Origin of the sequence: Leucobacter sp. PH1c, assembly GCF_000633415.1 — a bacterium.
Lineage (GTDB): Bacteria > Actinomycetota > Actinomycetes > Actinomycetales > Microbacteriaceae > Leucobacter.
In genome coordinates this window covers 1-25497 of sequence record NZ_AYMV01000003.1, presented here as the reverse complement: position 1 = coordinate 25497, position 25497 = coordinate 1, and the positions used below count along the sequence as shown (strand labels likewise).

30 protein-coding genes and 1 tRNA gene are annotated in these 25497 nt (G+C 72.4%); 22 read left to right on the top strand and 9 right to left on the bottom strand.

Annotated elements, in window-relative coordinates; translation table 11 throughout:
• Positions 1–36: 36 nt before the first annotated feature.
• The gene (locus U874_RS0100800; RefSeq protein WP_051582742.1) at positions 37–942 is read left to right on the top strand and encodes an SDR family NAD(P)-dependent oxidoreductase; all 906 of its coding nucleotides are present in this window, start codon (positions 37–39) and stop codon (positions 940–942) included.
• Here U874_RS0100800 and U874_RS0100795 read toward each other — a convergent pair.
• Positions 939–1391 (bottom strand): MarR family winged helix-turn-helix transcriptional regulator, encoded by a 453-nt coding sequence (locus U874_RS0100795; protein ID WP_036057455.1) that lies wholly within the window; start codon positions 1389–1391, stop codon positions 939–941. The genes U874_RS0100800 and U874_RS0100795 overlap by 4 nt on opposite strands.
• 52 nt (positions 1392–1443) lie before the next feature.
• Between U874_RS0100795 and U874_RS0100790 the strand changes: the two genes are divergently transcribed.
• Both U874_RS0100790 and U874_RS0100785 read left to right on the top strand, forming a co-directional pair.
• Positions 1444–1797, top strand: coding sequence for a hypothetical protein (locus U874_RS0100790; protein WP_025132647.1), 354 nt, complete (start codon positions 1444–1446; stop codon positions 1795–1797).
• 146 nt (positions 1798–1943) lie between these two features.
• On the top strand, positions 1944–2879 hold the full coding sequence (locus U874_RS0100785; RefSeq protein WP_025132646.1) for a diacylglycerol kinase family protein: 936 nt from the start codon (positions 1944–1946) through the stop codon (positions 2877–2879).
• Between the two features lie 21 nt (positions 2880–2900).
• On the opposite strand, the gene U874_RS0100780 is transcribed toward U874_RS0100785, so the two are convergent.
• Positions 2901–3665 carry a GntR family transcriptional regulator gene (locus U874_RS0100780; protein WP_025132645.1) on the bottom strand — a complete coding sequence of 255 codons (765 nt, stop codon included), beginning with the start codon at positions 3663–3665 and terminating at the stop codon, positions 2901–2903.
• 154 nt (positions 3666–3819) lie between these two features.
• On the opposite strand from U874_RS0100780, the gene U874_RS0100775 reads away from it, so the two are divergent.
• The 5 genes from U874_RS0100775 (at position 3820) to U874_RS0100755 (ending at position 8704) form a co-directional block, all read left to right on the top strand.
• Positions 3820–4539 (top strand): HAD family phosphatase, encoded by a 720-nt coding sequence (locus U874_RS0100775; protein ID WP_025132644.1) that lies wholly within the window; start codon positions 3820–3822, stop codon positions 4537–4539.
• A 60-nt stretch (positions 4540–4599) separates the two neighbouring features.
• A complete protein-coding gene (locus U874_RS0100770) occupies positions 4600–5553 on the top strand; it encodes a phosphate/phosphite/phosphonate ABC transporter substrate-binding protein (RefSeq protein ID WP_025132643.1) in 954 nt (317 codons plus the stop codon).
• A gap of 179 nt (positions 5554–5732) precedes the next feature.
• Positions 5733–6611, top strand: a complete 879-nt coding sequence (gene phnC, locus U874_RS0100765) for a phosphonate ABC transporter ATP-binding protein (RefSeq protein ID WP_025132642.1) — start codon at positions 5733–5735, stop codon at positions 6609–6611.
• On the top strand, positions 6608–8320 hold the full coding sequence (phnE, locus tag U874_RS0100760) for a phosphonate ABC transporter, permease protein PhnE (protein ID WP_025132641.1): 1713 nt from the start codon (positions 6608–6610) through the stop codon (positions 8318–8320). Before phnC (U874_RS0100765) ends, phnE (U874_RS0100760) begins: the two co-directional genes overlap by 4 nt.
• 66 nt (positions 8321–8386) lie before the next feature.
• On the top strand, positions 8387–8704 hold the full coding sequence (locus U874_RS0100755; protein WP_232755837.1) for a hypothetical protein: 318 nt from the start codon (positions 8387–8389) through the stop codon (positions 8702–8704).
• An 84-nt stretch (positions 8705–8788) separates the two neighbouring features.
• Here U874_RS0100755 and U874_RS0100750 read toward each other — a convergent pair whose 3' ends face one another.
• Positions 8789–9058: a GlsB/YeaQ/YmgE family stress response membrane protein gene (locus U874_RS0100750; protein WP_025132639.1), complete on the bottom strand. Its 270-nt coding sequence runs from the start codon at positions 9056–9058 to the stop codon at positions 8789–8791.
• Positions 9059–9160: 102 nt separating this feature from the next.
• Complete coding sequence (locus U874_RS0100745) at positions 9161–9970, bottom strand: YggS family pyridoxal phosphate-dependent enzyme (RefSeq protein WP_025132638.1); 810 nt, start codon at positions 9968–9970, stop codon at positions 9161–9163.
• An 88-nt stretch (positions 9971–10058) separates the two neighbouring features.
• On the opposite strand from U874_RS0100745, the gene U874_RS0100740 reads away from it, so the two are divergent.
• The 9 genes from U874_RS0100740 (at position 10059) to U874_RS14565 (ending at position 17470) form a co-directional block, all read left to right on the top strand.
• The gene (locus U874_RS0100740) at positions 10059–11426 is read left to right on the top strand and encodes an aminotransferase class I/II-fold pyridoxal phosphate-dependent enzyme (RefSeq protein WP_025132637.1); all 1368 of its coding nucleotides are present in this window, start codon (positions 10059–10061) and stop codon (positions 11424–11426) included.
• A 60-nt stretch (positions 11427–11486) separates the two neighbouring features.
• Positions 11487–11557 (top strand) — tRNA-Cys (locus tag U874_RS0100735).
• Between the two features lie 94 nt (positions 11558–11651).
• Complete coding sequence (locus U874_RS0100730) at positions 11652–12602, top strand: alpha/beta fold hydrolase (RefSeq protein ID WP_025132636.1); 951 nt, start codon at positions 11652–11654, stop codon at positions 12600–12602.
• Positions 12599–13246: a HEAT repeat domain-containing protein gene (locus U874_RS0100725; RefSeq protein WP_232755836.1), complete on the top strand. Its 648-nt coding sequence runs from the start codon at positions 12599–12601 to the stop codon at positions 13244–13246. Before U874_RS0100730 ends, U874_RS0100725 begins: the two co-directional genes overlap by 4 nt.
• Positions 13247–13433: 187 nt before the next feature.
• Positions 13434–14339, top strand: a complete 906-nt coding sequence (phnD, locus tag U874_RS0100720; RefSeq protein ID WP_025132635.1) for a phosphate/phosphite/phosphonate ABC transporter substrate-binding protein — start codon at positions 13434–13436, stop codon at positions 14337–14339.
• Positions 14336–15175 (top strand): phosphonate ABC transporter ATP-binding protein, encoded by an 840-nt coding sequence (gene phnC / locus U874_RS0100715; protein ID WP_025132634.1) that lies wholly within the window; start codon positions 14336–14338, stop codon positions 15173–15175. The genes phnD and phnC (U874_RS0100715) overlap by 4 nt, the downstream gene beginning before the upstream one ends.
• On the top strand, positions 15172–16032 hold the full coding sequence (gene phnE, locus U874_RS0100710; protein ID WP_025132633.1) for a phosphonate ABC transporter, permease protein PhnE: 861 nt from the start codon (positions 15172–15174) through the stop codon (positions 16030–16032). Before phnC (U874_RS0100715) ends, phnE (U874_RS0100710) begins: the two co-directional genes overlap by 4 nt.
• Positions 16029–16832 (top strand): tyrosine-protein phosphatase, encoded by an 804-nt coding sequence (locus U874_RS0100705; RefSeq protein ID WP_025132632.1) that lies wholly within the window; start codon positions 16029–16031, stop codon positions 16830–16832. The genes phnE (U874_RS0100710) and U874_RS0100705 overlap by 4 nt, the downstream gene beginning before the upstream one ends.
• Positions 16829–17470: a TetR-like C-terminal domain-containing protein gene (locus U874_RS14565; RefSeq protein WP_025132631.1), complete on the top strand. Its 642-nt coding sequence runs from the start codon at positions 16829–16831 to the stop codon at positions 17468–17470. Before U874_RS0100705 ends, U874_RS14565 begins: the two co-directional genes overlap by 4 nt.
• Before the next feature lie 57 nt (positions 17471–17527).
• On the opposite strand, the gene U874_RS0100695 is transcribed toward U874_RS14565, so the two are convergent.
• Positions 17528–17983 (bottom strand): VOC family protein, encoded by a 456-nt coding sequence (locus U874_RS0100695; RefSeq protein ID WP_025132630.1) that lies wholly within the window; start codon positions 17981–17983, stop codon positions 17528–17530.
• A 130-nt stretch (positions 17984–18113) separates the two neighbouring features.
• Between U874_RS0100695 and U874_RS0100690 the strand changes: the two genes are divergently transcribed.
• Positions 18114–18476 carry an META domain-containing protein gene (locus tag U874_RS0100690; protein ID WP_029987324.1) on the top strand — a complete coding sequence of 121 codons (363 nt, stop codon included), beginning with the start codon at positions 18114–18116 and terminating at the stop codon, positions 18474–18476.
• Here U874_RS0100690 and U874_RS0100685 read toward each other — a convergent pair.
• On the bottom strand, positions 18473–20224 hold the full coding sequence (locus U874_RS0100685; RefSeq protein ID WP_255342034.1) for a 2-isopropylmalate synthase: 1752 nt from the start codon (positions 20222–20224) through the stop codon (positions 18473–18475). The two genes, U874_RS0100690 and U874_RS0100685, sit on opposite strands and share 4 nt — an antisense overlap.
• A gap of 263 nt (positions 20225–20487) precedes the next feature.
• On the opposite strand from U874_RS0100685, the gene U874_RS0100680 reads away from it, so the two are divergent.
• Together U874_RS0100680 and U874_RS0100675 are read left to right on the top strand one after the other, a co-directional pair.
• Positions 20488–21177, top strand: coding sequence for a FadR/GntR family transcriptional regulator (locus tag U874_RS0100680; RefSeq protein WP_025132627.1), 690 nt, complete (start codon positions 20488–20490; stop codon positions 21175–21177).
• Positions 21174–21989 (top strand): ABC transporter ATP-binding protein, encoded by an 816-nt coding sequence (locus U874_RS0100675; protein ID WP_025132626.1) that lies wholly within the window; start codon positions 21174–21176, stop codon positions 21987–21989. The genes U874_RS0100680 and U874_RS0100675 overlap by 4 nt, the downstream gene beginning before the upstream one ends.
• On the opposite strand, the gene U874_RS0100670 is transcribed toward U874_RS0100675, so the two are convergent.
• Positions 21986–22438 (bottom strand): YdeI/OmpD-associated family protein, encoded by a 453-nt coding sequence (locus U874_RS0100670; protein WP_025132625.1) that lies wholly within the window; start codon positions 22436–22438, stop codon positions 21986–21988. The two genes, U874_RS0100675 and U874_RS0100670, sit on opposite strands and share 4 nt — an antisense overlap.
• A 40-nt stretch (positions 22439–22478) precedes the next feature.
• Here U874_RS0100670 and U874_RS0100665 point away from each other — a divergent pair, with 40 nt between their 5' ends.
• Complete coding sequence (locus tag U874_RS0100665) at positions 22479–23114, top strand: SOS response-associated peptidase family protein (protein WP_025132624.1); 636 nt, start codon at positions 22479–22481, stop codon at positions 23112–23114.
• 77 nt (positions 23115–23191) lie between these two features.
• A complete protein-coding gene (locus U874_RS0100660) occupies positions 23192–24598 on the top strand; it encodes a dipeptidase (protein WP_025132623.1) in 1407 nt (468 codons plus the stop codon).
• A gap of 151 nt (positions 24599–24749) precedes the next feature.
• Here U874_RS0100660 and mscL read toward each other — a convergent pair whose 3' ends face one another.
• Both mscL and U874_RS13980 read right to left on the bottom strand, forming a co-directional pair.
• Positions 24750–25199, bottom strand: a complete 450-nt coding sequence (gene mscL / locus U874_RS0100655) for a large-conductance mechanosensitive channel protein MscL (protein ID WP_025132622.1) — start codon at positions 25197–25199, stop codon at positions 24750–24752.
• 114 nt (positions 25200–25313) lie between these two features.
• Positions 25314–25497: hypothetical protein (locus U874_RS13980; protein WP_036057437.1), on the bottom strand; the 184-nt coding region annotated here is incomplete at its 5' end.

Here is a 25497-nt window from a genome sequence, read left to right as displayed (position 1 = left end):
CGGGCGATGCCGGGGGCTCCGGGCTACGCTGGGCGCATGGCAGAGCAGCGAGCAACCGTGTCCGGCGGGCCCGGGGCCGTGATCCCCGGCTCCATCGTCCTCATCACGGGCGCCGCCCGCGGGATGGGCGAACTTTACGCGCGACGGGCGGCCCGCGAGGGCGCCGCGGCGATCGCGCTCTGGGACGTCGACGGCGCCCGGGCCGAGGTGCTCGCGGAGGAGCTCGCGCACGGCGGGGGAGCGGGCGCGCGCCCGGGGCCCGCGCCCGTGGTGCGGGCGTACCCGGTCGATATCGCGGATCGCGCCGCGGTCGAGCGCGGGATCCTGCGGGTGCGGTCCGAGCTCGGCGATCCCGATGTCCTCGTGAACAATGCGGGGATCGTGCGGGGTGCACTGTTCTGGGAGCACGACCCGGAGGCCGACATCGAGCTGACCATGCAGGTGAACGCGCTCGCTCCCATGTGGCTCGCGCGGGCGGTGCTCCCCGGGATGATCGCGGATCGCTCGCGCCCGAAGCGGGTGCTGAACGTCGCCTCAGCGGCGGGCACGCTGCCGAACCCCCGGATGAGCGTCTACGCGGCGTCGAAGTGGGCCATGATCGGCTGGAGCGAGTCGCTCCGGCTGGAGCTGGAACGGGCCGGCCATACGCACGTCGCGGTGACCACGTTCTGCCCGAGCTACATCTCCACGGGCATGTTCGCCGGGGCGCGGGGCCCACTTCTCACGCCGATCATGACGCCGGAGCGCGCGGTCCGGGCGGCGTGGTCGGGCATGCTCGCGGCGAAGCCGATCGTGAGTAAGCCGTGGACGGTGAAGCTCGCGATGGCGCTGCGCGGCGTGCTGCCCACGCGCGCCTGGGACGTCGTGGCCGGGCGGGTGTTCGGCGTGTACTCGTCGATGGACCGCTTCACCGGGAGGCCGGAGACGCGCGAGTCCGCCTAGCTTCCCGAGTCGACCGCGGCGATGATGGCCGTGAGCTCGTCGCGCAGCGCTTCGAGGCGGTCGAGCGGCAGGCCGAGCCGAGCGATCACGGCCGGGGGAACGTCGAGCGCGCGCTCCCGGAGCGCCTGCCCCGCCGCGGTGGGGACGAGGGCGAAGGTGCGCTCGTCGTCGGCCACGGGCTGGCGGGCGATGAGGTCGAGGCTCTCCAAGCGCTTCACGAGCGGCGAGAGCGTCGCGGGATCGAGCCGCAGCGAGTCAGCGAGGTCGCGGAAACGCAGGGGGGACTGCTCCCAGAGGGCGAGCATCACGAGGTACTGCGGGTGGGTGAGTCCGAGCGGCTCGAGGATGGGGCGGTACACGCCGATCACGCTGCGGCTCGCCACCGCGAGCGCGAAGCAGACCTGCCGGTCGAGTTGCAGCAGGTCTTCGGGAGTCGCCTCAGAGGTCATGCTCACAGGGTAGCTCATTCGTGCACAAACGATCCGTGCTAGTATTTCGTTTGTGCGCAAACAAAAACGGGAAAAGTACCACCTCTGGCACAAGACCCCCTACGACGGGGTTCCTGGCCTCTACGCCGCGGTGCAGCGTCTCTTCTACCAGTTCGAGGGGCCCGCGCAGATCGGCGAGCGGGGCGAGCCCGCCTATGTGCAGCCGGCGGACCCGAAGTGCCCGGTGTGCACCCAGTCGATGTCGCTGCACCGCATCGACCGAGGCGGTCCGGGAAAGCCCACGCACCTGCGCTGCCCGAAGCCCGCGGAGGTCGCTGCGGCCGAGGCGGCTGAGGCGGCCGAGGCAGCTGAGGCGGCAGGGGTGGCAGAGTCGACGCAGGCGGAGCCCGCAGGAACGGCCGACTGAGCCGTGCCCCGCACAGCCGATCCCGGGGATTGACACGGTTCGCCCAGCCACGGGGCACCGCGGTCGCCCTAGGCTGAACGGTGAGCCGGGAGCCATCGCAGCGACGTCTCGCGCGGTGGGCCCGCCACAACCGAAGGGATGGGCCTATGAGCGCAGTGCGCGCGGGGATCGTGTGGAATCCGTCGAAGACCCAGCGGGAGGATCTCGAGGCCGCCGTGCCCGAGGGCTTCAGCGGTGAGCTGAGCTGGCACGAGACCAGCCCCGATGATCCCGGCCGCGCCGCGACACGCGCCGCCCTCGAAGCCGGCGCGACCGTCGTGCTCGCCGCGGGCGGCGACGGGACCGTGCGCGCCGTCGCCGAGGAGCTCGCGGAACGCGGCGCGGCGGCGGAGCTCGGGATCATCCCGCTCGGCACCGGGAACCTGCTCGCGCGCAACCTCGGCGTGCCCCTCAACGACGTCGGTGGTGCGATGACCCGCGCACTCGCGGACGAGGCCGCGGCGATCGACATCGGTTGGGCCGAGATCGAGCGCTCCGACAGCGCACGGGAACGGCACGCCTTCGCCGTGATGGCCGGCTTCGGCATCGACGCCCACATGATCACCGAGACCGACGACGACCTCAAGGCGCGCGCCGGTTGGCTCGCCTACGTGGAGTCGCTGGGGCGCGCGGTCTCCGCGAGCGAGGTGATCGACCTCACGCTCGCGCGCGATGGCGCCGATGCGCAGCCCGAGCACGCGCACACCCTCATCGTGGGCAACTGCGGCACGCTCCAGGGCGGGATCACGCTGCTCCCCGACGCTGATCCGAGCGACGGCGAGCTCGATCTCCTCCTGCTCCGCGCGGACGGTGTTGCGGGCTGGGCCGACACCCTGCGGAACATGGTGTGGGACAACGGGCTGAAGCGGGTGCTCACCGGCGGCGAGAGCGCCGAGAGCAGCGCAAGCGCGGCGCACGAGCGCTTCGCGGAGCTGCGGGTGGAGCTCGACGAGCCCCGGGTGTTCGAGGTCGACGGCGACGAACTCGGCGAGGTGGTGCGCATCGGGGTGACGGTGCAGCCGGGCGCCGTGCGCGTGCGTTAGGCGCGGGCGCGCGGGGGCCGCCTAGCCCGGGGAGAACTCGCTGCGCGTGAGCGTGTTGCTCACGCTCGACGCCTGCACCTGGAAAGTGACGGTGTCGGGGAGGTAGCGGTCCTCGCCGTACTCGATGGGCCGGCCCCCGCTCGTGAAGCTCGTGCGCCGCACCCGGAGCAGCGGGCTCGAGCGCCGCACCCCGAGGAGCGCGGAGTCGGCGCTCGACGCCGGCACCGCGTCGATCGCGTGGTCCGCGTGGGCCGTCGTCACCCCGAACTCGGTCTGCATCACGTCGACGACCGATGACTCGTCCGGGGGAATCGCGGCGATGCGCTCGGCCAGCCACTCCGGGTAGGCCGTGCGCTCGAGCATCACCACCCGGCCGTCGAGCGTGCGGGTGCGCGTGACCCGGAGCACCGGGCTGCGCGGCGCCACCCGCAGCTTTCGCGCCTCGGTCCCGCTCGCCGTGCCGTGCTCGGCGGCGTGGACGAGCCCGCCCGGGGTCATCCCCTTGCTCCGCGCCCACTGGGCGAACGAGCGCAGCTCGACGAAGCTCTGCGTGTGGAGCGTGGACTGCACGATCCAGCCCGCGCCCTGGACGGGGGAGACCATTCCGCGATCCGCGAGGCCGGCGAGCGCGTTGCGCACGGTGCCGCGGGCCACCCCGTAGTGCTCCGCGAGCCGGGTCTCGGAGGGGAGCGCGGTGCCCGCGCCGAACTCGCCGTCGACGATGCGTGCGAGGAGATCGCGCAGGACCTCGCGGTGCGAGGACGCGGGGCGGGGAGGGCTGGTCACCCGGCCAGGTTAGCCCCTGTCCAGGCGCGCGGCGGCGAGCTTCTGAACAGCCGTGCGCAGTTGTCCGCGCCACGAGCGGGGACGCCGCGGAACGTTCAGCCCCCGTTCACCGATCGGTTCGCCGCTGCTCATCCGCCCGCGCCGTAATGAACGGGTGAACAGCACTCCCGCCCCCGCCGCCCCGGCCCGTTCGGCCGCCGCGGCGCACGCCCCCGTCGCGGTGCTCTGCGACCTGGACGGCACGCTCCTCGATACCGAACGCACCTGGCTCGCTACCGTCCGCACGGTGATCACCGAGCTCGGCATGCGCCCGAGCGAGGCGCTCGTGGCCGAGCTGGAGGGTGCGACCGTCGAGCAGGCGAGCACGACGATCCTCGCGGCGCTCGCGGCCGCCGCCGTGCTCCCCGCGCTCCCCGGGGCGGGCGCGATCGCCGAGCGGCTCGAAGCCGCGTCGCTCGAGGCGCTCGACGGCACGATCCGCTGGTGCCCGGGGGCCGAGGAGTTGCTCGGCGAGCTGCGCGCCGCGGGGATCCCGCTCGCGCTCGTCACCAGCTCCTCCCGCCGCTGGCTCGAAGCCGCCGCCCGGCAGGTCGACCTCTCCGCCTTCGCGCACTTCGTCACCGCGGACGACGTGGCCGCGACGAAACCCCACCCCGAGCCCTACCTGCTCGCGGCCGCGCTGCTCGGACGGGAGCCCGACACCTGCGTCGTGTTCGAGGACTCGGAGGTGGGGCTTCGCGCCGCGCTCGCCGCCGGCTGCACCGCCGTGCTCGTGCGCGATACCGGCGCCTCCTGGGCAGACCACGCCGACGCCGTGCTCCACGACCTGCGCGGCACCGACGCCGCCTGGGTGCGCGCCCTCGCCGGCCACTGACTTCACCGCACGATCGACCCCATCACGCAGTACTCACTCACAACCGAAAGGTCACACCCCGTGAACGCATCACTCCGCCGCGGACTCGCTCTCGTCGCCGGGCTCTCCCTCGTCGGCACGCTCGCCGCCTGCGCGCCCGCATCCGAGCCGGCCGCCGACGGCGCCGAGACCACGAGCTCCGCCGAGGGCTTCGCGAAGGACGAGAACACCCTGGTCATGGGCATGGTGCCCGATCAGCAGTCGGTCGAGAGCAACTTCCAGCCGCTCGTCGACTACATCGCGGCGAAGACCGGGAAGCAGGTCGAGCTGGTGCAGTCGACCGACTACGCCGCGCTGGTTGAGGCATCGATCGCCGGTCGCATCGACATCGGCAACTTCTCCGGCTTCACCTACGTGGCCGCGACGAACGGCGGGGCGAAGCTCACGCCCATCGGCGTCACCGTCACGAGCGAGGGTGAGGAGCCGGGCTACGAGTCGCTCACGGTCGTGCCGAAGGGATCCGACATCACGAAGCTCGAGGACCTGAAGGGCAAGAAGGTCTGCTTCGTCGACCCGGGATCCACCTCCGGGTACCTCTACCCGAGCGCCGAGCTGCTCGCGGTCGGGATCGATCCGGAGCAGGACGTCACCCCCGTGTTCGCGGGCGGGCACGACGCCTCCGCGCAGAAGACCGCGCAGGGCGTCGAGTGCGACGCCGGCTTCGCGGAGGACGCCGTCGTCGAGACCACCGGCATCGCCGACGGGCTCTTTGCCGAGGGCGATCTCACGGTGATCAACCGGGTGACGGTCCCCGGCGCACCGCTCGTCATGTCGACGAACCTGCCCGCGGATGTGCAGGCGTCGCTGCGTGACGCGCTCCAGAGCATTACGCGCGAGGAGATCGAGGCCGAGGGGATCGAGATCACCGACGCGTTCGCGGCGTTCTTCACCGAGCTCGTCCCCGTCGAGGACGACTACTACGACAGCGTGCGGAAGGTCTGCGAGGAGACCGGCGCCGCGCAGTGCCAGCCGTAGCGGACGCGCCGCCTCCGGCCGCGGGTTCCGGCGCCGTGCGCACCGGGGCCCGCGCCCCGGCCCCGCACGGCGCCGGAAGCCGCTCGGTGCCCTGACCCCGCTCCGCGCGCACCTCACCCCACCACCCACTCCCACCCACCCCGCGTCCCAGCCCGCACCCGCCCGAAGGAGCACCGCTCATGGCACACACCCCGGCGATCCACCTCACGGACGTGAGCAAGCAGTTCGGCAGCACGACCGCGCTCGACTCTGTCTCGCTCACCGTCGACACGGGGGAGGTCGTCGTGCTGCTCGGCCTCTCCGGCTCCGGCAAGTCCACCCTGCTGCGCCACCTGAACGGGCTCGAAGCGCCCTCGTCCGGCGAGGTGCGCGTTCTCGGCTCCGACGTATCGGCCCTCCGCGGCCGAGCCCTGCGCGAACTGCGCGGCCGAGTCGGCTTCATCTTCCAGCAGTTCGAGCTCGTCGGCCCCGTCACCGTGCTCGAGAACGTGCTCACCGGTGCGCTCGCGACCCTCCGCGGCCCGCGCCTCGGCCTGCTGAGCTACCCGCGTGCGCTCCGGGTCCGCGCGCTCGACCTCCTCGCGGAGGTCGGCCTCGACGCCCACGCCTTCCAACGGGCGGACACGCTCTCGGGCGGCCAGCAGCAGCGGGTCGCGATCGCCCGCGCGCTCATGCAGGATCCCGAGATCCTGCTCGCCGACGAACCCGTCGCATCGCTCGATCCCGAGTCCTCCCAGCAGGTCATGCGACTCATCCGTGAAATCGCGGCCCGCCGCGGCCTCACCGTGCTCTGCACGCTCCACCAGGTCGAGCTCGCCCTCTCATGGGCCGATCGCATCGTCGGCCTGCGGCACGGCGCCGTCGTGCTCGATACGCCCGCCGCCGCGCTCGACCGCGACACCGTGATGCGGGTGTACCGGCAGGTCGCGCCCGAGGCCATGGACCCGGCGGCAACCGCGCTGGCGACCGCGCAGACGGCCGCGTTCGCGCCGGAACCCGCCGGTGCTTCCGCCCCGACGCACGCTCCCGCGCCTGCCCTCACCGGGGCATCCGCGTGACCGCCGCAGCGACCCTCGACCGCGCACCCGGCCGGCGCGCCACGCTCCCCGCGCCGAGCCGCTCGGGACTCATCGCGACAACCCTCCTCCTCGCGCTCCTCGCCGCGGCGCTCTGGTCGTTCCGCGGCGTCGGCCTCTCCGTCGAGCAGATGCTGCGCGGCACCGAATACGCTGGCTCCTTCCTCGCCCGCACCGTCCCGTTCGTGTGGCCCACGGTGGGGGAGACGCTCTGGCTGTGCGCGCTCACGCTCGCGATCGTGTTCTGCGGCACGGCGCTCGCCGCCGCGATCTCGATCCCCGTCGCCGTCCTCGCCGCCCGCAACACCGCACCGAACCGCGCGGGGAGCGTGCTCGGGCGCTTCCTCGGGGTGACGACCCGCGCTGCGCCCGACGCGATCATGGCGATGATCTTCGCGCTCATCATCGGCCAGGGCGCGCTCGCCGGCGTGCTCGCGCTCGGCATCCACTCGATCGGCATGATCAGCAAGCTGACCGCGGACGCCATCGAGCAGATCGACGAGGGCCCCGTCCGCGCGCTGCGGGCCGCGGGGGCCGGGAAGGTCCAGCAGTTCTGGGGCGGCGTGTGGCCGCAGATCCTGCCCGCGTACATCGCGATCGTGCTGCACCGCGCCGACATCAACCTCCGCGTCTCCGTGATTCTCGGCTTCGTGGGCGTTGCGGGGCTCGGGCAGGAGCTCAGCATCGCAATGCAGACGCTCAACTACCGCGCGGCGATGCCCTTCGCGATCATCATCTTCGTGCTCTGCGTCGCCTTCGAGATCGTCTCGGCGCTCATCCGCCGCTCGCTGCTCGGGGCCCAGCCCACCGGCCGGAGCCTCGCCGAGCGCTTCGTGCGACGCATCACCCGCGAGCCGCAGGCCGCCTCCGGGCGCACCAGCCGAGTCGAGGCGCAGCTGCGTCTGGGGCGCGCCGGGCGCGTGCCCTGGACGCCGGATCGCGTGCGGCAGTCGGCGCTCGTCTGGGGCACCGCTGCGGTCCTCGTCGCCTCTGTCGCGATCGCCGCGACCCAGGGCAGCAGCTTCGCGAACTTCTGGCAGAACCTCGGGATCGCGGTGGGGCGGCTGTGGCCCCCGGCCCTCGCGCAGGAGAAGTGGGGCGACGTGGCGCTCGCACTCCTCGAGACCGTGCAGATCGCGCTCGCGGCCACGCTCTTCGCGGTCGTGTTCTCGCTGCTCATCGGTACCTTCGCCGCCCGCAACGTGGCGCCGAACGGGGCGGTCCGCGGCGCTTCGCGCTTCGCGCTCGTGGTGATCCGCGGCTTGCCCGAGCTCCTCCTCGCGCTGTTCTTCATCATCCTCACGGGGCTCGGCCCGGGCGCCGCCGTCCTGGCGCTCGGCATCGGCGGCGTCGGTCTCCTCGGGAAGCTCGTGGCCGACTCGCTGGAGGAGGTGAACCCCGGTCCGGAGCGCGCGCTCACGGCGGTCGGCGCGAGCCGTGCTCAGGTCTTCGCGGGCGCCACGTTCCCGCAGGCGGTGCCCGCGTTCATCGGGCACACGCTCTACTTGCTCGACACGAACATCCGCTCGGCCACGGTGCTCGGCATCGTGGGCGGAGGCGGGATCGGGTACATGCTCTCGAGCGCGGCGCGGATCAACCAGCATGAGCTGCTCTTCCTCCTGCTCTGCGTGCTCGTGATCGTGTTCGCCGTGGAGGGCCTGTCGGCCTGGCTGCGGCGCCTGCTCTCCTGAGCGCGGCGCACGAAAACCCGTGCGCGGTCGGCCCTGCCGTGCGATGATCAGGGCATGGGCTACCTGATGCACGGAACGCATGAGTACGAGTTCGAGGATCGCCTGCTCGCGCACCTGAAGGTCGTGATCGGCCAGAAGCTGCGCGGGCAGGAGTGCTTCTACCTGAGCTGGAGCAAGACGCCCGAGCAGGGGAGCGGGCGGGTCTCGCTCTGGCTCTCCCCGCACCTGGCGCTCGGCTTCCGCTTCTCGGGGAGTCGCCCGCCCGAGCTGAACCCGGTGTGGCTGCGGGTGCTCACCGCGCGCTCCCACACGCCGCGCGGCCTCGTGATCGTGAGCGAGGACGAGGCGGAGGCGTTCGCACGTCAGGTCCCCGAGCTGCTCTAGCGCGCGTGCGCCAGGCCGCCCCGATCCGGAGGCGGACCGGGGCGGCCTCGCGGGAGTCCGCGGTGTGCGCGCTGGGCGCCCGGCCTAGCGCGCGCCCTGCTTCCTGCCGGCGAAGAGCCCGTAGATGAGCAGCACCACGACCGAGCCGCCGATCGCGAGCAGCCAGGACTGCAGCGACCAGAACGCGCCCATGTCGGCGCCGAAGATCATCCCACCCAGCCAGCCGCCGAGCATGGCGCCCACTACGCCGAGGATGAGTGTTGCGAACCAACCTCCGCCGTGCTCACCGGGGATGATCGCTTTCGCGATGGCTCCGGCGATCAAGCCGAGGATCAGAAAAGCGAGAAAACTCATGATGTCAGCTCCTTTCGGCCAAGCGGGTGCCGCTCGGTGATTCCGACGCTATGCCCCGCGATCGCGGACGGAACAGGGGCTTGCGCGTTGAGCGCGAGTGAGCTAATCGGCGGCCGTGCCGTCCGCGAAGTCCGTGAGTCCCGGCCAGTAGTGGCTGTCCGGGACGTGACGCGCTCCGAAGATCGCCTGACCCACCCGAACGCAGGTGGCGCCCTCCTCGATCGCGAGCTCGTAGTCGCCCGACATCCCCATCGAGAGCCCGCCGTCGCCGATGAGCTCGGGGTTTTCGGCGCGCAGCCGATCCCGCAGGGTGCGCAGGCGCACGAAGCACTCGCGCACTCGGACCTCGTCGGAAGTGAAGATCGCGAGGGTCATGAGGCCGCGGACCCGCAGCGAGCTGTACTGGGGGAGCTCGCGGAGGAACGCTCCCACCTCGTCGGGCTGCAGCCCGTACTTCTGCGGTTCGGCTGAGGTGTTCACCTGCACGAAGACGTCGAGCGAACGGCCCGCTGCCTGGAGGCGCCGGTCGAGCGCGGCGGCGGCCCGGTGCGAGTCGAGCGCCTGGAACTCGCTCGCGAAGGCCGCCACCTCGCGGGCCTTGTTCGTCTGGAGGTGCCCGATCACCGACCAGCGGACACCGAGATCGGCGAGCGCTGCCGACTTCCGTGCCGCCTCCTGCACCTTGTTCTCGCCGAGCTCGCGGCAGCCCGCCTGGACGGCGAGCCGGATCCGCTCCTCCGGGACGGTCTTGCTCACGGGGAGCAGCCGCACCTCCCGCGCGTCGCGCCCGGCGCGCTCGGCCGCCGCCGCGATTCGGGTGCGCACGGCGGCGATGTTCCGCACGAAATCCGCCACGCCGGACGCGATGGGGAAGTCGTGGATGGGGAGCTGGTCATCCGTTTGACTTGTCATAGGTCAAACCGTAGCATGGCTCGTGTCAGACAGAAACGGCGGGGAATCGGCGCGAGGTGGACGCCGATCCCCGCCTGGAGGAGCACACATGCAGCAGACGAGCGCGGAGGAGATCGCGGGGCGCACGGCGGAGGAGATCGCCGCGAGCGTCCGCGGCCTGCTCGACCGTGGGATCCTCGCCCCCGGTGCGAGCCTGCCTCCCGTCCGCGCGCTCGCCGAGTCGCTCGGGGTGAACCGGAACACGGCGCTCGCCGGCTATCGGCTGCTCGTGCGCGCGGGCCTCGCCGAGACCCGGCGCGGCGGCGGTACCGTGCTCGCGGCCCCGGCTGCCGCGCTCCCGGAGGAGGGCTTCGCCCCCGTCGGCGCGGTGGCGGAGCTCGCTGCCCGCGAGCCCGGACGGACGCGCGCGCTGCGCGACGTGGGGGATGGCAACCCCGATCCCGCGCTGCTGCCCGATCCGCTTGCGCTCCGGCTCGAGCTGGCCCCGCCGAGGCTCTACGGCGAGGCAACGATCGATCTTGGCCTGGCCGCGTGGGCCACTGAGTGGATCGCCGAGGACCAGTCGCGCCCATTCGCGCTCACGGTTACCGCCGGGGCTGTCGATGCGGTCGAGCGGCTGCTCGCCGTGGCGCTCGCCCCAGGGGACGCCGTGGCCCTCGAGGATCCGTGCTTCCTCACGAGCATCAGCACCGTGCGGCAGGGCGGGTACCGCCCGATCGGAGTCGGACTCGATGGCGCGGGGATGCGCCCCGATGAGCTCCGGGCGGCGCTCGAGGCAGGGGCGCGTGCGGTGGTGTGCACGCCGCGCGCGCACAACCCGACCGGGGTGAGTCTCACCCCGGAGCGTGCGGCGGAACTGCGCGCCGTGCTCGCCGACTTCCCGCACGTGCTGGTGATCGAGGACGACCACTTCGCGCTCCTCGCGCGCGCGTCGTACGCGACGATTATCGGAGCGGACCACCCGCGCTGGGCGCTCGTGCGCTCGGTTTCGAAGGTGCTCGGGCCGGATCTCCGGCTCGCGCTGGTGGCGAGCGATGCGGGCACCGCGGCGCAGCTCGGCCTGCGGATCAGCGGGGGGATCACGTGGGTGAGCCACCTGCTGCAGCGCATGAGCCACGGGCTGCTCGCGGCTCCCGGGGCGGACGCGCAGCGCGCGGCGGCCTCCGCGCACTACGCCGAGCGCGCCGCTTCCTTCGCCGAGCGTCTCCGGCGGCACGGCTGCGCGGCCGTGGCGGGGGACGGGCTCAACGTCTGGGTGGCGACGGGAGCGCCCGCCGCCCAGGTGCTCGGGCGGCTGGGCGAGCGCGGGTGGTTGGCGCGTCCGGGGGCCGAGTTCGCGCTGGCCGGCGGCTTCGCGGACTTCGTCCGGGTGACGGCGCACGCGCTCGATGATCCCGAGCAGGAGCAGCTGGCCGCCGACCTTGCATGGGCGGCGGGCCGGAGCGCGCCGGGCTGAGCGTGCCGGGCTGAGCGCGCCGGGCCGAGCGCGCCGATGAGGGGCCGAGCGGCCCCGCATGGTGGGGTGACCGAGTGGCCAGGTCGCGATCCGCAAGATCGCGCACGCAGGTTCGAATCCTGCCCCCACCTCGACCGGGTCCGTGTGGATTCACAGGGGACTGCCGGGCGGCTTTGCCAAACTTGTCAGACAAGTTGAACCCGGAAGATTGGCGCACCGCAGATCGTGAAGAAGCCCCTCAAGATCACCCTCATCAGCCTCGGAACCGTCGCCGCGGTGCTCGCGGCGACGCTCACCACGACCGCGGTCGTGAACCTCGTGCGCACGGAACAGGAGGTGGCGGCGCTCGAGCCCTACGGAACGCTCGTCGAGGTCGAGGGGAAGCGGATGAACGTCGCCGAGTTCGGCAGCGGGGACCGCACGATCGTGCTGACGCCCGGAGCCGGCACCGCCTCGCCCGTCGCGGACTTCGCCCCGGTGATCCGCGGGCTCGCCGATGAGGCCAGAATCCTCGTCGTCGAACCGTTCGGCTACGGCCTGAGCGATCAGGCCGACTCGCCGCGCACCACCGAGAACATCGTGCGCGAGATCCACACCGCGATCTCCTCGTTCGGGGTCGACGAATACGTGCTCATGGGGCACTCGATCACGGGCCTGTACGCGCTCGAGTACGTGGCGCAGTATCCCGACGAGGTCACCGCATTCGTGGGGATCGACACCTCAGTGCCCGAGCAGCCTGGCATGGACCAGGTGCCGGCCATCATCGAGGCGGCTCCCGTGATCCGCGGGCTCGGCCTGCTCCGGGTGATGACCTCGCTCGGAGGGGACCCGCTCGCGGACAATCCCGCGTACACGGACACCGACCGTGAGCGGATCAGCGTGCTCACCGCCCGGAACACGATGGCGCCGAGCTATCTTGACGAGGTCCACATGCTCGGCAGGAACTTCGCGGCAGCGGCGGGGCAGACTTTCCCGCGCGAGCTCCCCGTACTGCTCATGTACCAGCGGGAGAATCCGGCGTTCCCCACCTGGACCGAGATGCACGAGGCGCAGGCGGCGACCGTCGATCACGCCCTCACTCTGGAGATCGACGCAGACCACTACCTCCACCACACCCGCAGCGACGAGGTGGTCGCGGCGACGCGCGCATTCCTCGCTGATACGCTGCAGACATGACTGAGGTTTCTGGAACCCGTGCCGTGACGAGCCCAGGCGCGCACGGGGAGGAGCCCGGCCGGCGCGAGGCGCTCGCCCACGAGCGCGCGCAGGTGCGACTGAACGCCGCGCTCGCGGCGGGCACGGCGCCCAGCGCGGACGAACTGCCCCTGCTCGTGGCCCGCTGCGCCGTCGAGGACGACTTCCAGGTGCGCGAGATGCTCACCTGGGCCATCGTGCGGCATCCCGCGGAGTCCGCGCTGCCGCTCGTCCTCGCCGAGCTCGAATCCTCGGCGCCGCAGGCGCGCAGCCAAGCGCTCCACACCCTGTCGAAGATCGGCGACCGCGCCACCTGGACGGCCGTCACCCCGGCGCACCTCCACGACCCCGACGACGAGGTGGCTCGCACCGCCTGGCGCACGGCCGTCGCCCTCGCCCCCGTCGAGGCGGCGGACGAGCTCGCCGCGGCGTTCGCCCAGGAGCTCGGCCGCGGCAGTTTCGAGGTGCAGCGCAGCCTCGCCCGCGCATTCGTCGCCCTCGGCGAGGCCGCGGATCCCGTGCTCGACGCTGCGACCCGAAGCGGAGTCGCCGCGGTCCGCGTCCACGCCGCCGCCACGCAGCGCATCGTGGCCGACCCGGACAGCACCTTCTCGCTCGACGCCTAGTCGGCCGTCCGCGCAGCCGCGGTGCACGGAACGCCCGCCCCGATCCCGGGGCGGGCGTTCGCTTTACCGACTGTTCACGGAGCGTTCCATTCGCGGTCCGCCGGTCTCGTAATTCGCGGACACCTTCCGGAGATTGACTACTGGTGTTCTCGAAACCTCGAGAGCAGCCACGCTCCGAAAGGTCACCATGCGCCGCTTCTCCGTTCCCGCCGCCGCCGCGCTCGGCATCGCCGCCCTCGCCCTCACCGGCTGCCAAACCGCAACCACGGAGCCTGCCGCGAGCGCCGCCGCCGACGCCCCGATCACGATCGCCACGATCCCGATCTCCGAGGACCCGACGCAGGGCAACCCGATCGAGGCGCTCGCCGAGCTGCTCGAAGCGGAGACCGGGCGCACCGTCGAGGTGACCGACGTGCCCGACTACCTGAGCGTCGTCGAGGCAATCCGTGCCGACCACGTCGACATCGGCATCATGAGCGGCTTCCCGTCCGCGCTCGCCGTGAACACCGGCGAGGTCGACGCGCTTCTCGCGTGGAAGGGCAGCGACGACCCCGTCTCCACCTGCGTCGTGCTCGACGGTTCGCCCGTGCAACAGCTCACGGACCTGCGGGGCAAGACCGTCGCGTTCGCCGACCAGGCGTCGAGCTCGGGGTACTTCATGCCCGTCTACATGCTCCACGAGGCGGGCCTCGAGCAGGGGACCGACTACGAGGCGATCTTCGCCGGCGGGCACGAGGGCAGCTTCGCCGCACTCGAGCAGGGTCAGGTCGACGCCGCGTGCACCTCGATCATGCTCACGGAGATGGGGGCGCCGATGTTCCCGTTCGCCGAGGGGGAGTGGCGGGGCATCGGGGAGAGCCCGGCCATGGAGGTCATGGGGACGGTCCTCGCGCGCCAGTCGCTCGATGACGCGACGCGCGCCCAGCTCGAGGAGGCGCTGCCCCGCGTCTTCGCTGCGGAGAACGCGGAGGCGCTCGGTGGCTACGGCACCTTCGCGGGGCTCGAGGTGGAGATCGCGCCGAAGCCCGCGGCGTTCGCCTCGTTCGCGGACATTGCAGCCGTCGCGGGCGTCGAGCTCAAGGACCTGTCGTGAGCGCGGCCCTCGTCCCCGCCGCGCGCACGGAGGCACCCATGACCCCGAGCGCCCCCGCGGACCCCCGCGGCGCGATGCCCCTCGTCACGGTGCGCGGCCTCCGAGTCGCCTACGATGAGCGCCCCGTCCTCGACGGCGTCGACCTCGACCTGTTCCCCGGCGAGACCGTCGCGCTCCTCGGCGCCTCGGGCTCGGGGAAGTCGACGCTCATGAGGAGCCTCACGGGCTTCGCTCCCGTCGCGAGTGGCTCGGTGCGCGTCGCCGGGCACGATGTCACGAACCTCCGCCGCGGCGAACTCCGGGAGCTTCGCTCGGAGACCGGCCAGGTGTTCCAGCAGTTCAACCTGATCCCGCGCCTCAGTGTGCTCACGAACGTGCTCACGGGGGCGCTGCGCAGCGCCGGCCCGCTGAACCTCATCGGCGGCTTCTCGAGCGCCCATCGGCGCCGTGCGCTCGCGCTCCTCGACCGCGTGGGAATCGCGCACAAGGCACAGGACCCCGCCCGCTCACTGAGCGGTGGCCAGCAGCAGCGCGTGGCGATCGCGCGGGCGCTCATGCAGCAGCCCCGCCTCATCCTCGCCGACGAACCCGTCGCCTCGCTCGACCCGAAGCTCGCGGGCTCCGTCCTCGAACTGCTGCGCGACATCGCGCGCGAGGACGGGATCCCCGTGCTCGTGAGCCTGCACGTGCTCCCGCTCGCGCTCGAGTACAGCGACCGCATCGTGGGGCTCCGGAACGGCGAGATGATCATCTCCGGCCGCACGAGCGCGCTCGACGCGGCAGCGCTCGCCGGACTCTACGAGACGGCGGCTCCCGATGGCGAGGCGCACGCATGACCGCGCCGGCCCCCGAGCGCACCGGCGCCCGGGACGGACGCGCCGCTTCGCACGCGCCCGCGCTCGACCCCGCCGACCGCGCACGGCTGGAGCGCGCGTTCAGCGTGCCCCGCGCCCGATTCCTGCTCGGGATCCCGATCGCGCTGCTCCTCCTGCTCTGGTCGTTCGGGGGCGCCCAGTTCAACTTCGCGAAGCTCGGCGACGGCGCGATCAACATGGGCGACTTCCTCTCCCGACTGTTCCCGCCCGACTTCTCCAAGTTCGGCACGATCGTCGAACTGCTCATCGAGACGTTCCAGATGGCGGTCGTCGGCACCGTGCTCGGTGCGGTGCTCTCCCTGCTCGTGGCGTTCGCGGCCTCGGCGAACATCGCCCCGCGCTGGCTGTACTACCCCGCGCGCTGGGTGATGAACATCATCCGCTCGGTACCGGATCTCGTCTTCGCCCTCATGTTCGTCTCCGCCGTGGGGCTCGGTCCGTTCGCGGGCATCCTCGCGATGACCCTCGGCTCGATCGGTTCGATCGGAAAGGTCTTCGCCGAGGCGATGGAGTCCGTCGATGCGGGGCCGATCACCGCGATGCAGGCCGTCGGCGCCTCGAAGCGCCAGGTCATCCAGTACGGCGTGCTGCCGCAGGCCGCACCCCTCCTCGTCTCGTACACGCTGCTCCTCTTCGAGGGCAACGTGCGCGGGGCCACGATCCTCGGCCTCGTCGGCGCGGGCGGGATCGGGCTCGAGCTCACCACCGCCATGCGCATGTACGACTACGGCCACCTCAGCGCCATCATCATCTGCATCGTCGTGCTCGTCACGGCGATCGACCAGGGCAGCGCCCTCATCCGAAGGAGAATCTCATGACGTCCACCCAGCTCAAGGCCCCGGCCCGCCCCACCGCGCAGTTCGGGCTGAGCGCCCCCGTGAACCTCCGCGATCTGGGCGGCACGGCGATCGCGGGCGGCCGACTCCGCGCGGGCCTCGCGGTGCGCGCGGACGACCTCGCCACGATCACCGAGGAGGACGCCGCGCGGCTCGTCCGCGACGGGCTCACCTCGGTCATCGACCTCCGCTCGCCGCTCGAGGTGGGGATCACGGGCCGCGGCCCGCTCGGCGGCTACCCCGTCGCGTACCACCACCTCCCGCTCATCCCCAACGTCGGCTCCACGATGCCGAAGGACGCTCCCGCGCTCGACCACGCGCACATGGGGGAGATGTACTCGGGCATGGTGGCCGCGGCGGCGCCCCAGCTGGTCACGGCCCTGCATGTGATCGCCACGGCGCCCGGCACCACGGCGTTCCACTGCTCGGCGGGGCGCGATCGCACGGGAGTGCTCGCGGCCATGCTCCTGCTCGTCCTGGGCGCGAGCGACGAGGCCATCATCGCCGACTACGCGCGCACCGGGGCGAACATGCGCGCGATCATCGCCCGCACCCGCCCCGTCATGGCCGAGATGTTCGCAGCGCTCGACATCGCGGTCGACCCGCTCGACGCGGGCGACGGCGCAATGGGCGGGCTCCTCGAGACGGGCATGGAGGTGTCGATGCGGATCATGCTCGACGGGCTGCGCCGCGACTCGGCGGACCCCCTCGCACCGCTGCGCGCCGCCGGACTCGGCGACGACACGATCGCGCGCCTGCGGCAGCGCGCGCTCGGCGCGTGACCGGGCAGCGGGGGCCGGGGCGGCCGCGCGACGAGGAGCTCGACGTCCGCCTCATCTCGGCGGTGCTCGAACTCATCGACTCCGAGCAGGAAGTGACGGTGTCGCGCGTCGTCTCCGTGAGCGGGGTCAGCCGGGCCGGGCTCTACCGGCGCTGGCCTGCGCTCACCGACCTCATCGCGGCGGCGCTCGACCGCGGCCGGGTGGTGCCGACCGAGATCCCGGACGGTGCGGATCTCCGCGAGGCCGTCTTCGGGGCGATGGTGGGCGACCCGGCGCTCGCCGCGGGCGGCGCCGACGCCTCGCTCGCCGCGATCGAGGCGCGGTTCCGGCGGCGGATCCGACTCGTTATGGCCGACCGCGAGTTGCAGCGCACCTACTGGGACTCGCACGTGCGGCTGCGGCGCGCCCCCGTGGAGCGCGCGCTCGCGGCCGCCGTGGCGCGGGGGGAGTTCCGCGCCGACCTCGATCCCGAGGCCGCGTTCGACGCGTTCGCCGGTGTGGCGTACTACCAGCTAGTGGTGCGGGGCGACTCGCTCGCGGAGCCCGCCACGCAGGATCGCGCCCGCGCGGCGCTCGACCTGCTCTGGCGCGGCATGCAGCCGGAGGGGGAGGCGGCCCGAACCGCGCGCGCAGGCTGAGCGCCGGGCGCGGCTCGAGCCGCCGCGCCGCCTGAGGGGCGCGGGCGGCCGCGCCCCTCAGGCGGCGGCGCAGAACTCGTTGCCCTCCGGGTCGCGCATGACCCACCAGCGGCCGGCAGGCCCCTCGTCGACGAACTCCACGCGGCTCGCACCGAACGCCTCGAGACGCGCGACGAGCTCGTCGAGGCTGCCCGTGGCGGCCTGCACGTCGACGTGGAGCCGGTTCTTGCCCTGCTTCGGTTCCGGAACGCCCTGGAAGAGGATGCGCCGCCCCCGACCAACGCCCGTGAACGGATCGTACGGATCGTCGGGATGCCGGATCGCGGCGAGCGCTGCGAAGCGCTCGCTGCCGAGATGGGTCACGGCGGCGCTCGCGGGGAGCTGCCCCGAGGCCAGCAACTCGCGCACGAGCGTGCTGGGATCCTCGACCGTGTACTCGAGCGCCGCCGCCCAGAAATCTGCGAGCGCGTGCGGCGCGGAACAGTCGATCACGAGTTTCCACTGGAGGGCCATGTCCCCAGGGTACGCACGACCACCGACAAGCGGAAGAGGCGGGGGCTCGCCGCTGTCGGGGGCACTCACTACACTGCTGAGAGACGCCACGAATCGCTCCATCGAGCCGCACCGAGAGAAGAGTCCGCCCATGCGCCGAGCCCTGCTGACCGCCGCCGCCCTGTCCGCCACCGCGCTGCTCGCGCTGAGCGGCTGCGCCGCCGCGCCGTCGTTCACCGGCTCGTGGGCGGGGGAGGGGGACAACGCCCCCGAGCTCGAGATCACGGAGGACTGGGCTTTCACCGGCTCGGACGGCTGCAACACCATGGTCGGCTCCGGGACGGTCGACGGCGACACCTTCGACTTCGGCCGCTTCGCGACCACGCGGAAGTACTGCGAGGGTGTCGACACCTGGCTGTCGCTCGCCGGCAGCGCGACGGTGCAGGGCGACACCCTCACGGTCCTCGATCTCGACGGGGCCGAGCTCGGCACGCTCACGCGCGCGAAGGGCTAGCGGGCGCGCCCGGCTGCGCCCGGCTCAGGGTTCGCTGCGCCCGGCTCAGGGTTCGCCGCGCCCGCCACGGCGTTCGCTGCGTTGACCATCGCGGCGAGGCTCGCCTCGAGCACCGAGGAGGAGGTCCCGGCCGCCCATGCCGAGCCCGCGTCTCCGCTCCGGTACTCGAGCAGGGTGAGCGCTGCGCTCGCGGCCCCCGCGCCGACGCTCGTCTGGTGCAGGCCGAGCACCTCGATCCCCGCGCCGTGGCAGGCGAGCGCCGCGCCGAGCGCCTCCACGGGCCCGGCGCCATCCGCCGCCCCGCACTCGTGCGCGTGCTCCTGCCCGTCCACGCGGAGCACGATCCGCTGCTGCGACCCGGCCGCTCCTCCCGCGCTCTCGTGGGCCACGAGCGCGAAGCGCGCGCCGCCGCTCGTGAGGAACTCCTGGGAGAAGAGCTGCCAGAGCTCGTCCGCGGTGATCTCGGCCCCGCTCGCATCGGTGTGCCGCTGCACGCGGCGCGCGAGCTCGATCTGGAACCGGCGGGGCAGCTCGATCCCGTACTCCGCCTCGAGCAGGTAGGCGATCCCGCCCTTGCCCGACTGCGAGTTCACGCGGATCACGGCGTCGTAGCTGCGGCCGAGGTCGGCCGGGTCGATCGGCAGGTACGGCACCCGCCACTCGAGCTCGTGCTCGGGCACACCCGTCGCGGCGGCGCGGGCGCGGTGCTCGGCGAATCCCTTCTTGATCGCATCCTGGTGCGTGCCGCTGAACGCGGTGTGCACCAGGTCGCCGACGTAGGGGTGCCGGGGGTGCAGCTCCAGCCGGTTGGCGTGCTCGACCGTGCGCCGGATCTCGTCGATGTCCGAGAAGTCGATCATGGGGTCGATGCCCTGCGCGTGCAGATTGAGCGCGAGCGTCGCGATATCGACATTGCCGGTGCGCTCGCCGTTGCCGAAGATGCACCCCTCGACGCGCTCCGCCCCGGCGAGCACCGCCAGTTCCGCGCAGGCGATCCCGGTGCCGCGATCGTTGTGCGGGTGGACCGAGAGGATGACGCTCTCCCGGCGCGCGAGGTTCCGGTGCATGTACTCGATCTGATCGGCGTAGACGTTGGGCGACGCGATCTCGACGGTTGCGGGCAGGTTGAGGATCACGGGCCGATCCGGGCTCGCCTCCCAGAGCGCGGTCATCGCGTCGCAGACCTCGAGCGCGAAGTCGGGCTCGGTGAGGTTGAAGACCTCGGGGGAGAACTCGAAGCGCACGTTCGGGGCGTCGCCTGCGCCCGCGAGCACGTCCCGGCCGCCCGCGAGGATGAGCTCGCGCAGCGCGTCCCTCCCCGTGCGCAGCACGGTCTCCCGCCAGATGGGCGCCGTCGCCGTGTACATGTGGATGACCACCGGGTTCCGGATCCCGCGGATCGACTCGACCGTTCGCGCGATGAGTTCGCTTCGCGCGGGGGTGAAGACCACGATCGTGACGTGCTCGGGCGCGAGGTCCGATTCCGCGAGGAGCCGCACGAAGTCGAAGTCCGTTTGCGAGGCGGAGGGGTAGCCCACCTCGATCTCGGTGTAGCCCATCGCCACCATGAGCTCGAAGAATCGTCGCTTCCTGGCGGGATCCATGGGCTCCGCGAGTGCCTGGTTGCCGTCTCGGAGATCGACGGGAACCCACAGCGGAGCGCGCTCCAGCTGTCGGCTGGGCCAGCTGCGCTCTGTGAGCGGCAGGGCGACGCGGTCGGCCGCGTCGCGGTACCGGTGCGAGGGCATCTGCGAGCCGCGCTGGCGGTTCCAGTGGGGCGCATCGGCCGGGCGCGGACCCTGTGGCGTGCGGATCGTGGGGAAGGGGGATGCTGCGGTCATGCTGGGCTCCTTCGAGAGCGGTCGGGTGATCGACCGGCACGGCTCGACTCCACGACGGGGAGCCGGTCGATCAGGCCCCGTCGTGGCGACGAAGGAGGAGAGTGCGCATCCGCATGTCGATCACCGTAGCACAACTCCTCAGACAAGTTGAGGAGTGATACGGTGGGCGCATGTCAGCCACCGCACCCCAGCCTCGCGAGCTGCGCCGCGCGCCCCTCGCCGACCAGGCCGCCGAACTGCTCCTCGCACGCATCCGCGCCGGCGAGTGGGAGCTCGGCGCGAAGCTCCCGGGGGAGACGACCCTGGCGCCCCAGCTCGGCGTCGGCCGTTCCACCGTGCGCGAGGCGATTCGCCAGCTCGCGGGACGCGGCGTGCTCGCCTCGCGCCAGGGGGCCGGGGTGTTCGTCACCGCACTCGACGCCCGAGAGGACTGGGACGCCGTGCTGGCGCGCGCGGGCATCGTCGCGGTGATCGAGGCCCGCGCCGCGATCGAGGCCGAGTCCGCGGCGCTCGCCGCGCAGCGCCGCACCCCGGCGGACCTCCGTGCGATGCGGCGCGCGCTCGAGCACCGGGCCGAGCGGCGCTCCGCCATCCCCGAGCACGTCGACGCGGACACGGCGTTCCACCGAGCCATCGTCGCGGCTGCGCACAACCCGATCCTGCTCGAGCTCTTCGACGGCTTCACCCCGCGCGTGCGCCAGGCGATGATCGACATGCTCCGGATCCGCACCGCGTTCGGGAGCGACGCCGACCATGCGGTGCACGCCGAACTGTCCGAGGCGATCGCGGAGCGCGACGCCGAGCGCGCGGCCGCGCTGAGCCGCGACCACCTGAGCTCCCTGAAGGAGGGCCTCGCATGACCGAAGCGGTTCTTGAACTCGACGACGTGGTGTTCCGCCGCCGCGGCACCGATATCCTGCGCGGGATCAGCCTCACCGTGCGTGCGGGGGAGCGGTGGGCGCTGCTCGGGCCGAACGGTGCGGGGAAGAGCACGATCCTCGGCTTCTGCGGCGCGCAGACGCACCCGAGCTCCGGCACCGCTCGCGTGCTCGGGCACACCCTCGGCAGGGTCGACCTCCAGGCGCTTCGTCACGAGATCGGGCACGTCAACCCGCGGCACCCGCTCGGCTCCCCGCTCACTCTGCGCGAGGTGGTGATCACGGGGCTCACCGCCACGATCGAGCTGCCGATGCGGTGGGCGCCGAGCGCGGACGATCTGCGCCGTGCCGACGCCGCGATCGACCGGGTCGGGCTCGGGCACCGCAGGGAATCGCGCTGGCCCACGCTCTCGCAGGGGGAGCGGGGACGCGCGCTCATCGCGCGAGCGCTCGTCTCCGAGCCGCGGCTGCTCCTCCTCGACGAGCCCACCACGGGCCTCGACGTCGCGGCCCGCGAGGAGTTCCTCGAGACGGTCGACGGACTCGCGCACGCGGAGCCCGGGCTCACTACCGTGCTCGTGACGCACCACCTGGAGGAGCTGCCCGAGACGACCACCCACGCCGTCGTGATCGCGCACGGGGAGATCGTCGCGGCCGGCGCCGTCGACGAGGTGGTGACCACCGAGGTGATCTCCCGCGCCTTCGAGTACCCGATCCGCGTCACGAAGGCCGACGGGCGCTGGTCGGCGCGGGCCGGCCGCGCGGCGCGCGAGCTCGCGACTGCGGGAGCCTAGGCGCCCGCCCCGTCCGCGAGCGCCGCGAGGACAGCCGCGATCCGCTTCTCGCGGGTCTCCGGCCGCTTCGCCGAGGCCACGCCGCTGGCGAGTTCCTTCCGCCGCGTGAAGGAGAGCGCAGCGAAGGCGTCACGCGCTCCCGCGGCGCCGTCGAGAGCCGCCGCGAGATCCGCGGGCACATCGACCGTGCGCTCCTCGGTGTCGAGGGCGATCGTCGCCGTGACCGTCTCGCCGAGCTCGACCCCGAGCTCGGCCCGCGCCGCCTTCGACAGGCCGATCAGGTTCTCCCCGCCCATGCGCGCGAGGCGCAGCCGCGCCGACCGCTCGCCGATCGTCACCCGCACCGCGGCGCGGCCGCCACCTCCGAGCTCGGCCACCTCCGCATCGCTCAGCACGAGCGCGGTCGCTGGCCCGTGCGGTTCGAGCGTCATCGTCATCGTGAGCGTCATGCCCGTATCGTAGTCCGGGGTCGGCGCTAGAGTAATCGCCATGTGCGCGAGTTACGGTCTCGGCGGGGGTCCGCACGACCTCCAGCTCACCTTCGATCTGCCGCCCATGCACGAGCCGGAGAGCCGCGCCCGCATCGCCGCGTGGGCCCGCGAGCAGCGCTTCACCGCGCGCATCACCGGCCGCATCGCACGGAACCTCAACCCCCTGATCCACGAGGGCTTCGGCGACCGTCGCGTCGACCTCGGCTGGTGGTGGCTGCACGTCGACGGCGCGCCCGCGCGGTTCTCCGCGTTCAACGCCCGCTCGGACGCGCTCGCCACGAAGTGGCGGGGTCCGCTGCAGCGCCGCGCGATCCTCCCCGCGCACTGGTACATCGAGCGCGGGCGCACCTTCGCGCTCCCGGAGGACCAGCTGTTCGGGATCGCAGCCATCGTGACCCCCGTGCCGCAGCCCGCGGCTCCGCCGCTCCTGAGCTACGCGCTCGTGACGCGAGCGGCGATCGGCCCGGCTGCCGAGACGCACCCGCGCATGCCGCTCATCCTCGCCCGCGAGACGCACGACGCGTGGCTCGATCCCGGGCGCCGCGCCGACGCCGCCTTCGTCGCGGACGTCGTCGCGGCATCGGACGCGATCGCTGCGAGCGCTGCGGCGATCGACCGCCCGGCGATAGTCTGAAACCGGAGACCGTGACAGGGGCGCCGGGCACGCTCACCGAGCCGTCGGCCCGGCCGCCCAGGAGAAGGAGCACTCAGATGACTCAGGATCAGGCCGCGCTGGAAGCCGGCATTCGCTCGGCTGCGGAGACGCAGTTCCCGCAGACAATGGAGGATCTCGCCGCGCTCGTGCGGATCCCGTCCGTCTCGTGGCCCGCGTTCGACGCCGCCCACGTCGCGCACAGCGCCGAGGCGATCGCCGCTCTGCTGCGGGAGACCGGGGTGTTCGACGTCGTCGACATCCGCCGCGCCCCCGTCGAGGGTGGCACCGAGCTCGGCCAGCCCGCCGTCGTCGCGCGCCGCGAGCCGCGGGGCGGCAAGCCGACCGTGCTGCTCTACGCCCACCACGACGTGCAGCCTCCGGGCAAGGACGAGGACTGGGAGACCCCGCCGTTCGAGCCCACCGAGCGGAACGGCCGCCTGTACGGGCGCGGCGCGGCCGACGACAAGGCCGGCGTCATGGCCCATCTCGGCGCGATCCGCGCGTTCGCCGCCGCGGCGGAGGCCGAGGGGCGCGAACTCGAGCTCGGGATCGCGCTCTTCATTGAGGGCGAGGAGGAGTGGGCCTCGCAGTCGTTCGGCAACTTCCTCCGCGAAAACAAGGACCTCCTCGCGGCCGACGCGATCATCGTCGCCGACTCGAGCAACTGGGACATCGAGACCCCCGCGCTCACGGTCGCGCTCCGCGGCGCGGTCGCCTTCAACCTGCGGATCGACACGCTCGATCACGCCTCGCACTCCGGCATGTTCGGCGGCGCGGTTCCGGACGGGATGCTCGCCGCGGTGCGCGTGCTGAACGCGCTGTGGGACGCCGATGGCGCCGTCGCGGTGCCCGGGCTCGTCACGGCGGATCTCACCCTGCCCGAGTACGGGGAGGACCGCCTGCGCGAGGAGGCGGGCCTGCTCGACGGCGTCACGCCGATCGGCCGCGGCGACATCCTCTCCCGGCTGTGGGCGCAGCCCGCGATCACGATCACGGGAATCGACGCCCCCGATGTGGCGAACGCCTCGAACACCCTGATCCCCGGCGTCCGCGTCCGGGTAAGCGCCCGCATCGCGCCGGGCCAGGACCCCGCGGCCGCCTACGCGGCGATCCAGGAGCATCTCCGCGCGAACGCCCCGTTCGGCGCCCGGCTCGACTTCGAGGATCCCGACTTCGGCCAGGCCTTCCTCGTCGACACGAGCGGCTGGGCGGTCAGCGAGGTGCGCGGCGCGATGGCGGACGCGTGGGACCGGGAGCCCGTCGACATCGGCGTGGGCGGCTCGATCCCGTTCATCGCCGAGCTCGTGGAAGAGTTCCCGGGCGCGCAGATCCTCGTCACGGGCGTGGAGGATCCCGACGGCCGCGCGCACAGTCCGAACGAGTCACTGCACATCGAGTCGTTCCGGAAGTCGCTCCTCACGGAGGCGCTCTTCCTCGCGCGGCTCAACGCGCGCACGGTCTAGGCCACACGGCTCGGCCACACGGGGCCGCAACACACAGAACCACACGGAGAAATCGCGAATCTCGGACCGGATCACTGGGAAGTGATCCGAGAGAAGGGATTTCTCCGTGTGGTTCTGTGCTGTGGGTGGCTGCGCCTCGTGTCGCGCGCGACTACTCGCGGTGCGCGCCCGCCGCACCCGCTGCCGGGCCGGGGGTGCCCGCCTGCGGCGCGGTCGCCTGCGCGCGGAGCAGATCGCGGATCTCGACGAGCAGCTCCTGCTCGGTCTCGGCCGCGGCCGCGGTCTCGTCCTCGCTCTTCTTCGACATGTCGCGCAGCTTGTTCATCGGCATGACGAACACGAAGTAGACGACCGCCGCGACGATGAGGAAGTTGATGATCGCGCCGATGAGCGCGCCGAAGGCGATCGCGCCGCCACCGGGAAGCGCGACGACGAGCGCGTCGTCGAGCGAGTCCGCCTTGAAGACCATCCCGATGATCGGGTTGATCAGCGCGTCGACGACCTTCTGCACGACCGCGTTGAACGCCGCACCGATGACGACCGCGACGGCCAGATCGACGACGTTCCCGCGCAGCAGAAACTCTTTAAATCCCTTGAACATTCGTTCTCCCTCCTGAAAAGTGCCTGTCGTCAACGTTAGCGGTGCAGGGGCCCAGACGCCGAGAGCCCCGCACGGAAAAACCGTGCGGGGCTCTCATGCCGGGCGTGGCATCGCTTACATGCAGGCGATGTTGTCCTCGGTCCACGCGGAGATGAACCGCTCGTAGAGGTCGTTCGCGTTCGGATCCGTGAGGATCTTCTCGGGGGTCTCGATGACGCCCGCGAAGTCCTTGTAGACATCCATGTTCGGGCTCTCGACCTTCGCGAGCTCGCGGTAGGCAGCGACCTCCTCGGGGGAG

Bases quoted from the DNA above. Each gene is read 5' to 3' on its own strand.
- U874_RS0100685 (WP_255342034.1), bottom strand. From the start codon at position 20,224: ATGCCCTCGCACCGGTACCGCGACGCGGCCGACCGCGTCGCCCTGCCG.
- U874_RS0100690 (WP_029987324.1), top strand. From the start codon at position 18,114: ATGCGCCGAGCCCTGCTGACCGCCGCCGCCCTGTCCGCCACCGCGCTG.
- U874_RS0100745 (WP_025132638.1), bottom strand. From the start codon at position 9,970: ATGACAAGTCAAACGGATGACCAGCTCCCCATCCACGACTTCCCCATC.
- U874_RS0100670 (WP_025132625.1), bottom strand. From the start codon at position 22,438: ATGACGCTCACGATGACGATGACGCTCGAACCGCACGGGCCAGCGACC.
- U874_RS0100785 (WP_025132646.1), top strand. From the start codon at position 1,944: ATGAGCGCAGTGCGCGCGGGGATCGTGTGGAATCCGTCGAAGACCCAG.
- phnE (WP_025132633.1), top strand. From the start codon at position 15,172: ATGACCGCGCCGGCCCCCGAGCGCACCGGCGCCCGGGACGGACGCGCC.
- phnC (WP_025132642.1), top strand. From the start codon at position 5,733: ATGGCACACACCCCGGCGATCCACCTCACGGACGTGAGCAAGCAGTTC.
- phnD (WP_025132635.1), top strand. From the start codon at position 13,434: ATGCGCCGCTTCTCCGTTCCCGCCGCCGCCGCGCTCGGCATCGCCGCC.
- U874_RS0100795 (WP_036057455.1), bottom strand. From the start codon at position 1,391: ATGACCTCTGAGGCGACTCCCGAAGACCTGCTGCAACTCGACCGGCAG.
- mscL (WP_025132622.1), bottom strand. From the start codon at position 25,199: ATGTTCAAGGGATTTAAAGAGTTTCTGCTGCGCGGGAACGTCGTCGAT.
- U874_RS0100725 (WP_232755836.1), top strand. From the start codon at position 12,599: ATGACTGAGGTTTCTGGAACCCGTGCCGTGACGAGCCCAGGCGCGCAC.
- U874_RS0100740 (WP_025132637.1), top strand. From the start codon at position 10,059: ATGCAGCAGACGAGCGCGGAGGAGATCGCGGGGCGCACGGCGGAGGAG.
- U874_RS0100755 (WP_232755837.1), top strand. From the start codon at position 8,387: ATGCACGGAACGCATGAGTACGAGTTCGAGGATCGCCTGCTCGCGCAC.
- U874_RS0100750 (WP_025132639.1), bottom strand. From the start codon at position 9,058: ATGAGTTTTCTCGCTTTTCTGATCCTCGGCTTGATCGCCGGAGCCATC.
- U874_RS0100705 (WP_025132632.1), top strand. From the start codon at position 16,029: ATGACGTCCACCCAGCTCAAGGCCCCGGCCCGCCCCACCGCGCAGTTC.
- U874_RS0100675 (WP_025132626.1), top strand. From the start codon at position 21,174: ATGACCGAAGCGGTTCTTGAACTCGACGACGTGGTGTTCCGCCGCCGC.
- U874_RS0100660 (WP_025132623.1), top strand. From the start codon at position 23,192: ATGACTCAGGATCAGGCCGCGCTGGAAGCCGGCATTCGCTCGGCTGCG.
- U874_RS0100695 (WP_025132630.1), bottom strand. From the start codon at position 17,983: ATGGCCCTCCAGTGGAAACTCGTGATCGACTGTTCCGCGCCGCACGCG.
- U874_RS0100800 (WP_051582742.1), top strand. From the start codon at position 37: ATGGCAGAGCAGCGAGCAACCGTGTCCGGCGGGCCCGGGGCCGTGATC.
- U874_RS0100665 (WP_025132624.1), top strand. From the start codon at position 22,479: ATGTGCGCGAGTTACGGTCTCGGCGGGGGTCCGCACGACCTCCAGCTC.
- U874_RS0100680 (WP_025132627.1), top strand. From the start codon at position 20,488: ATGTCAGCCACCGCACCCCAGCCTCGCGAGCTGCGCCGCGCGCCCCTC.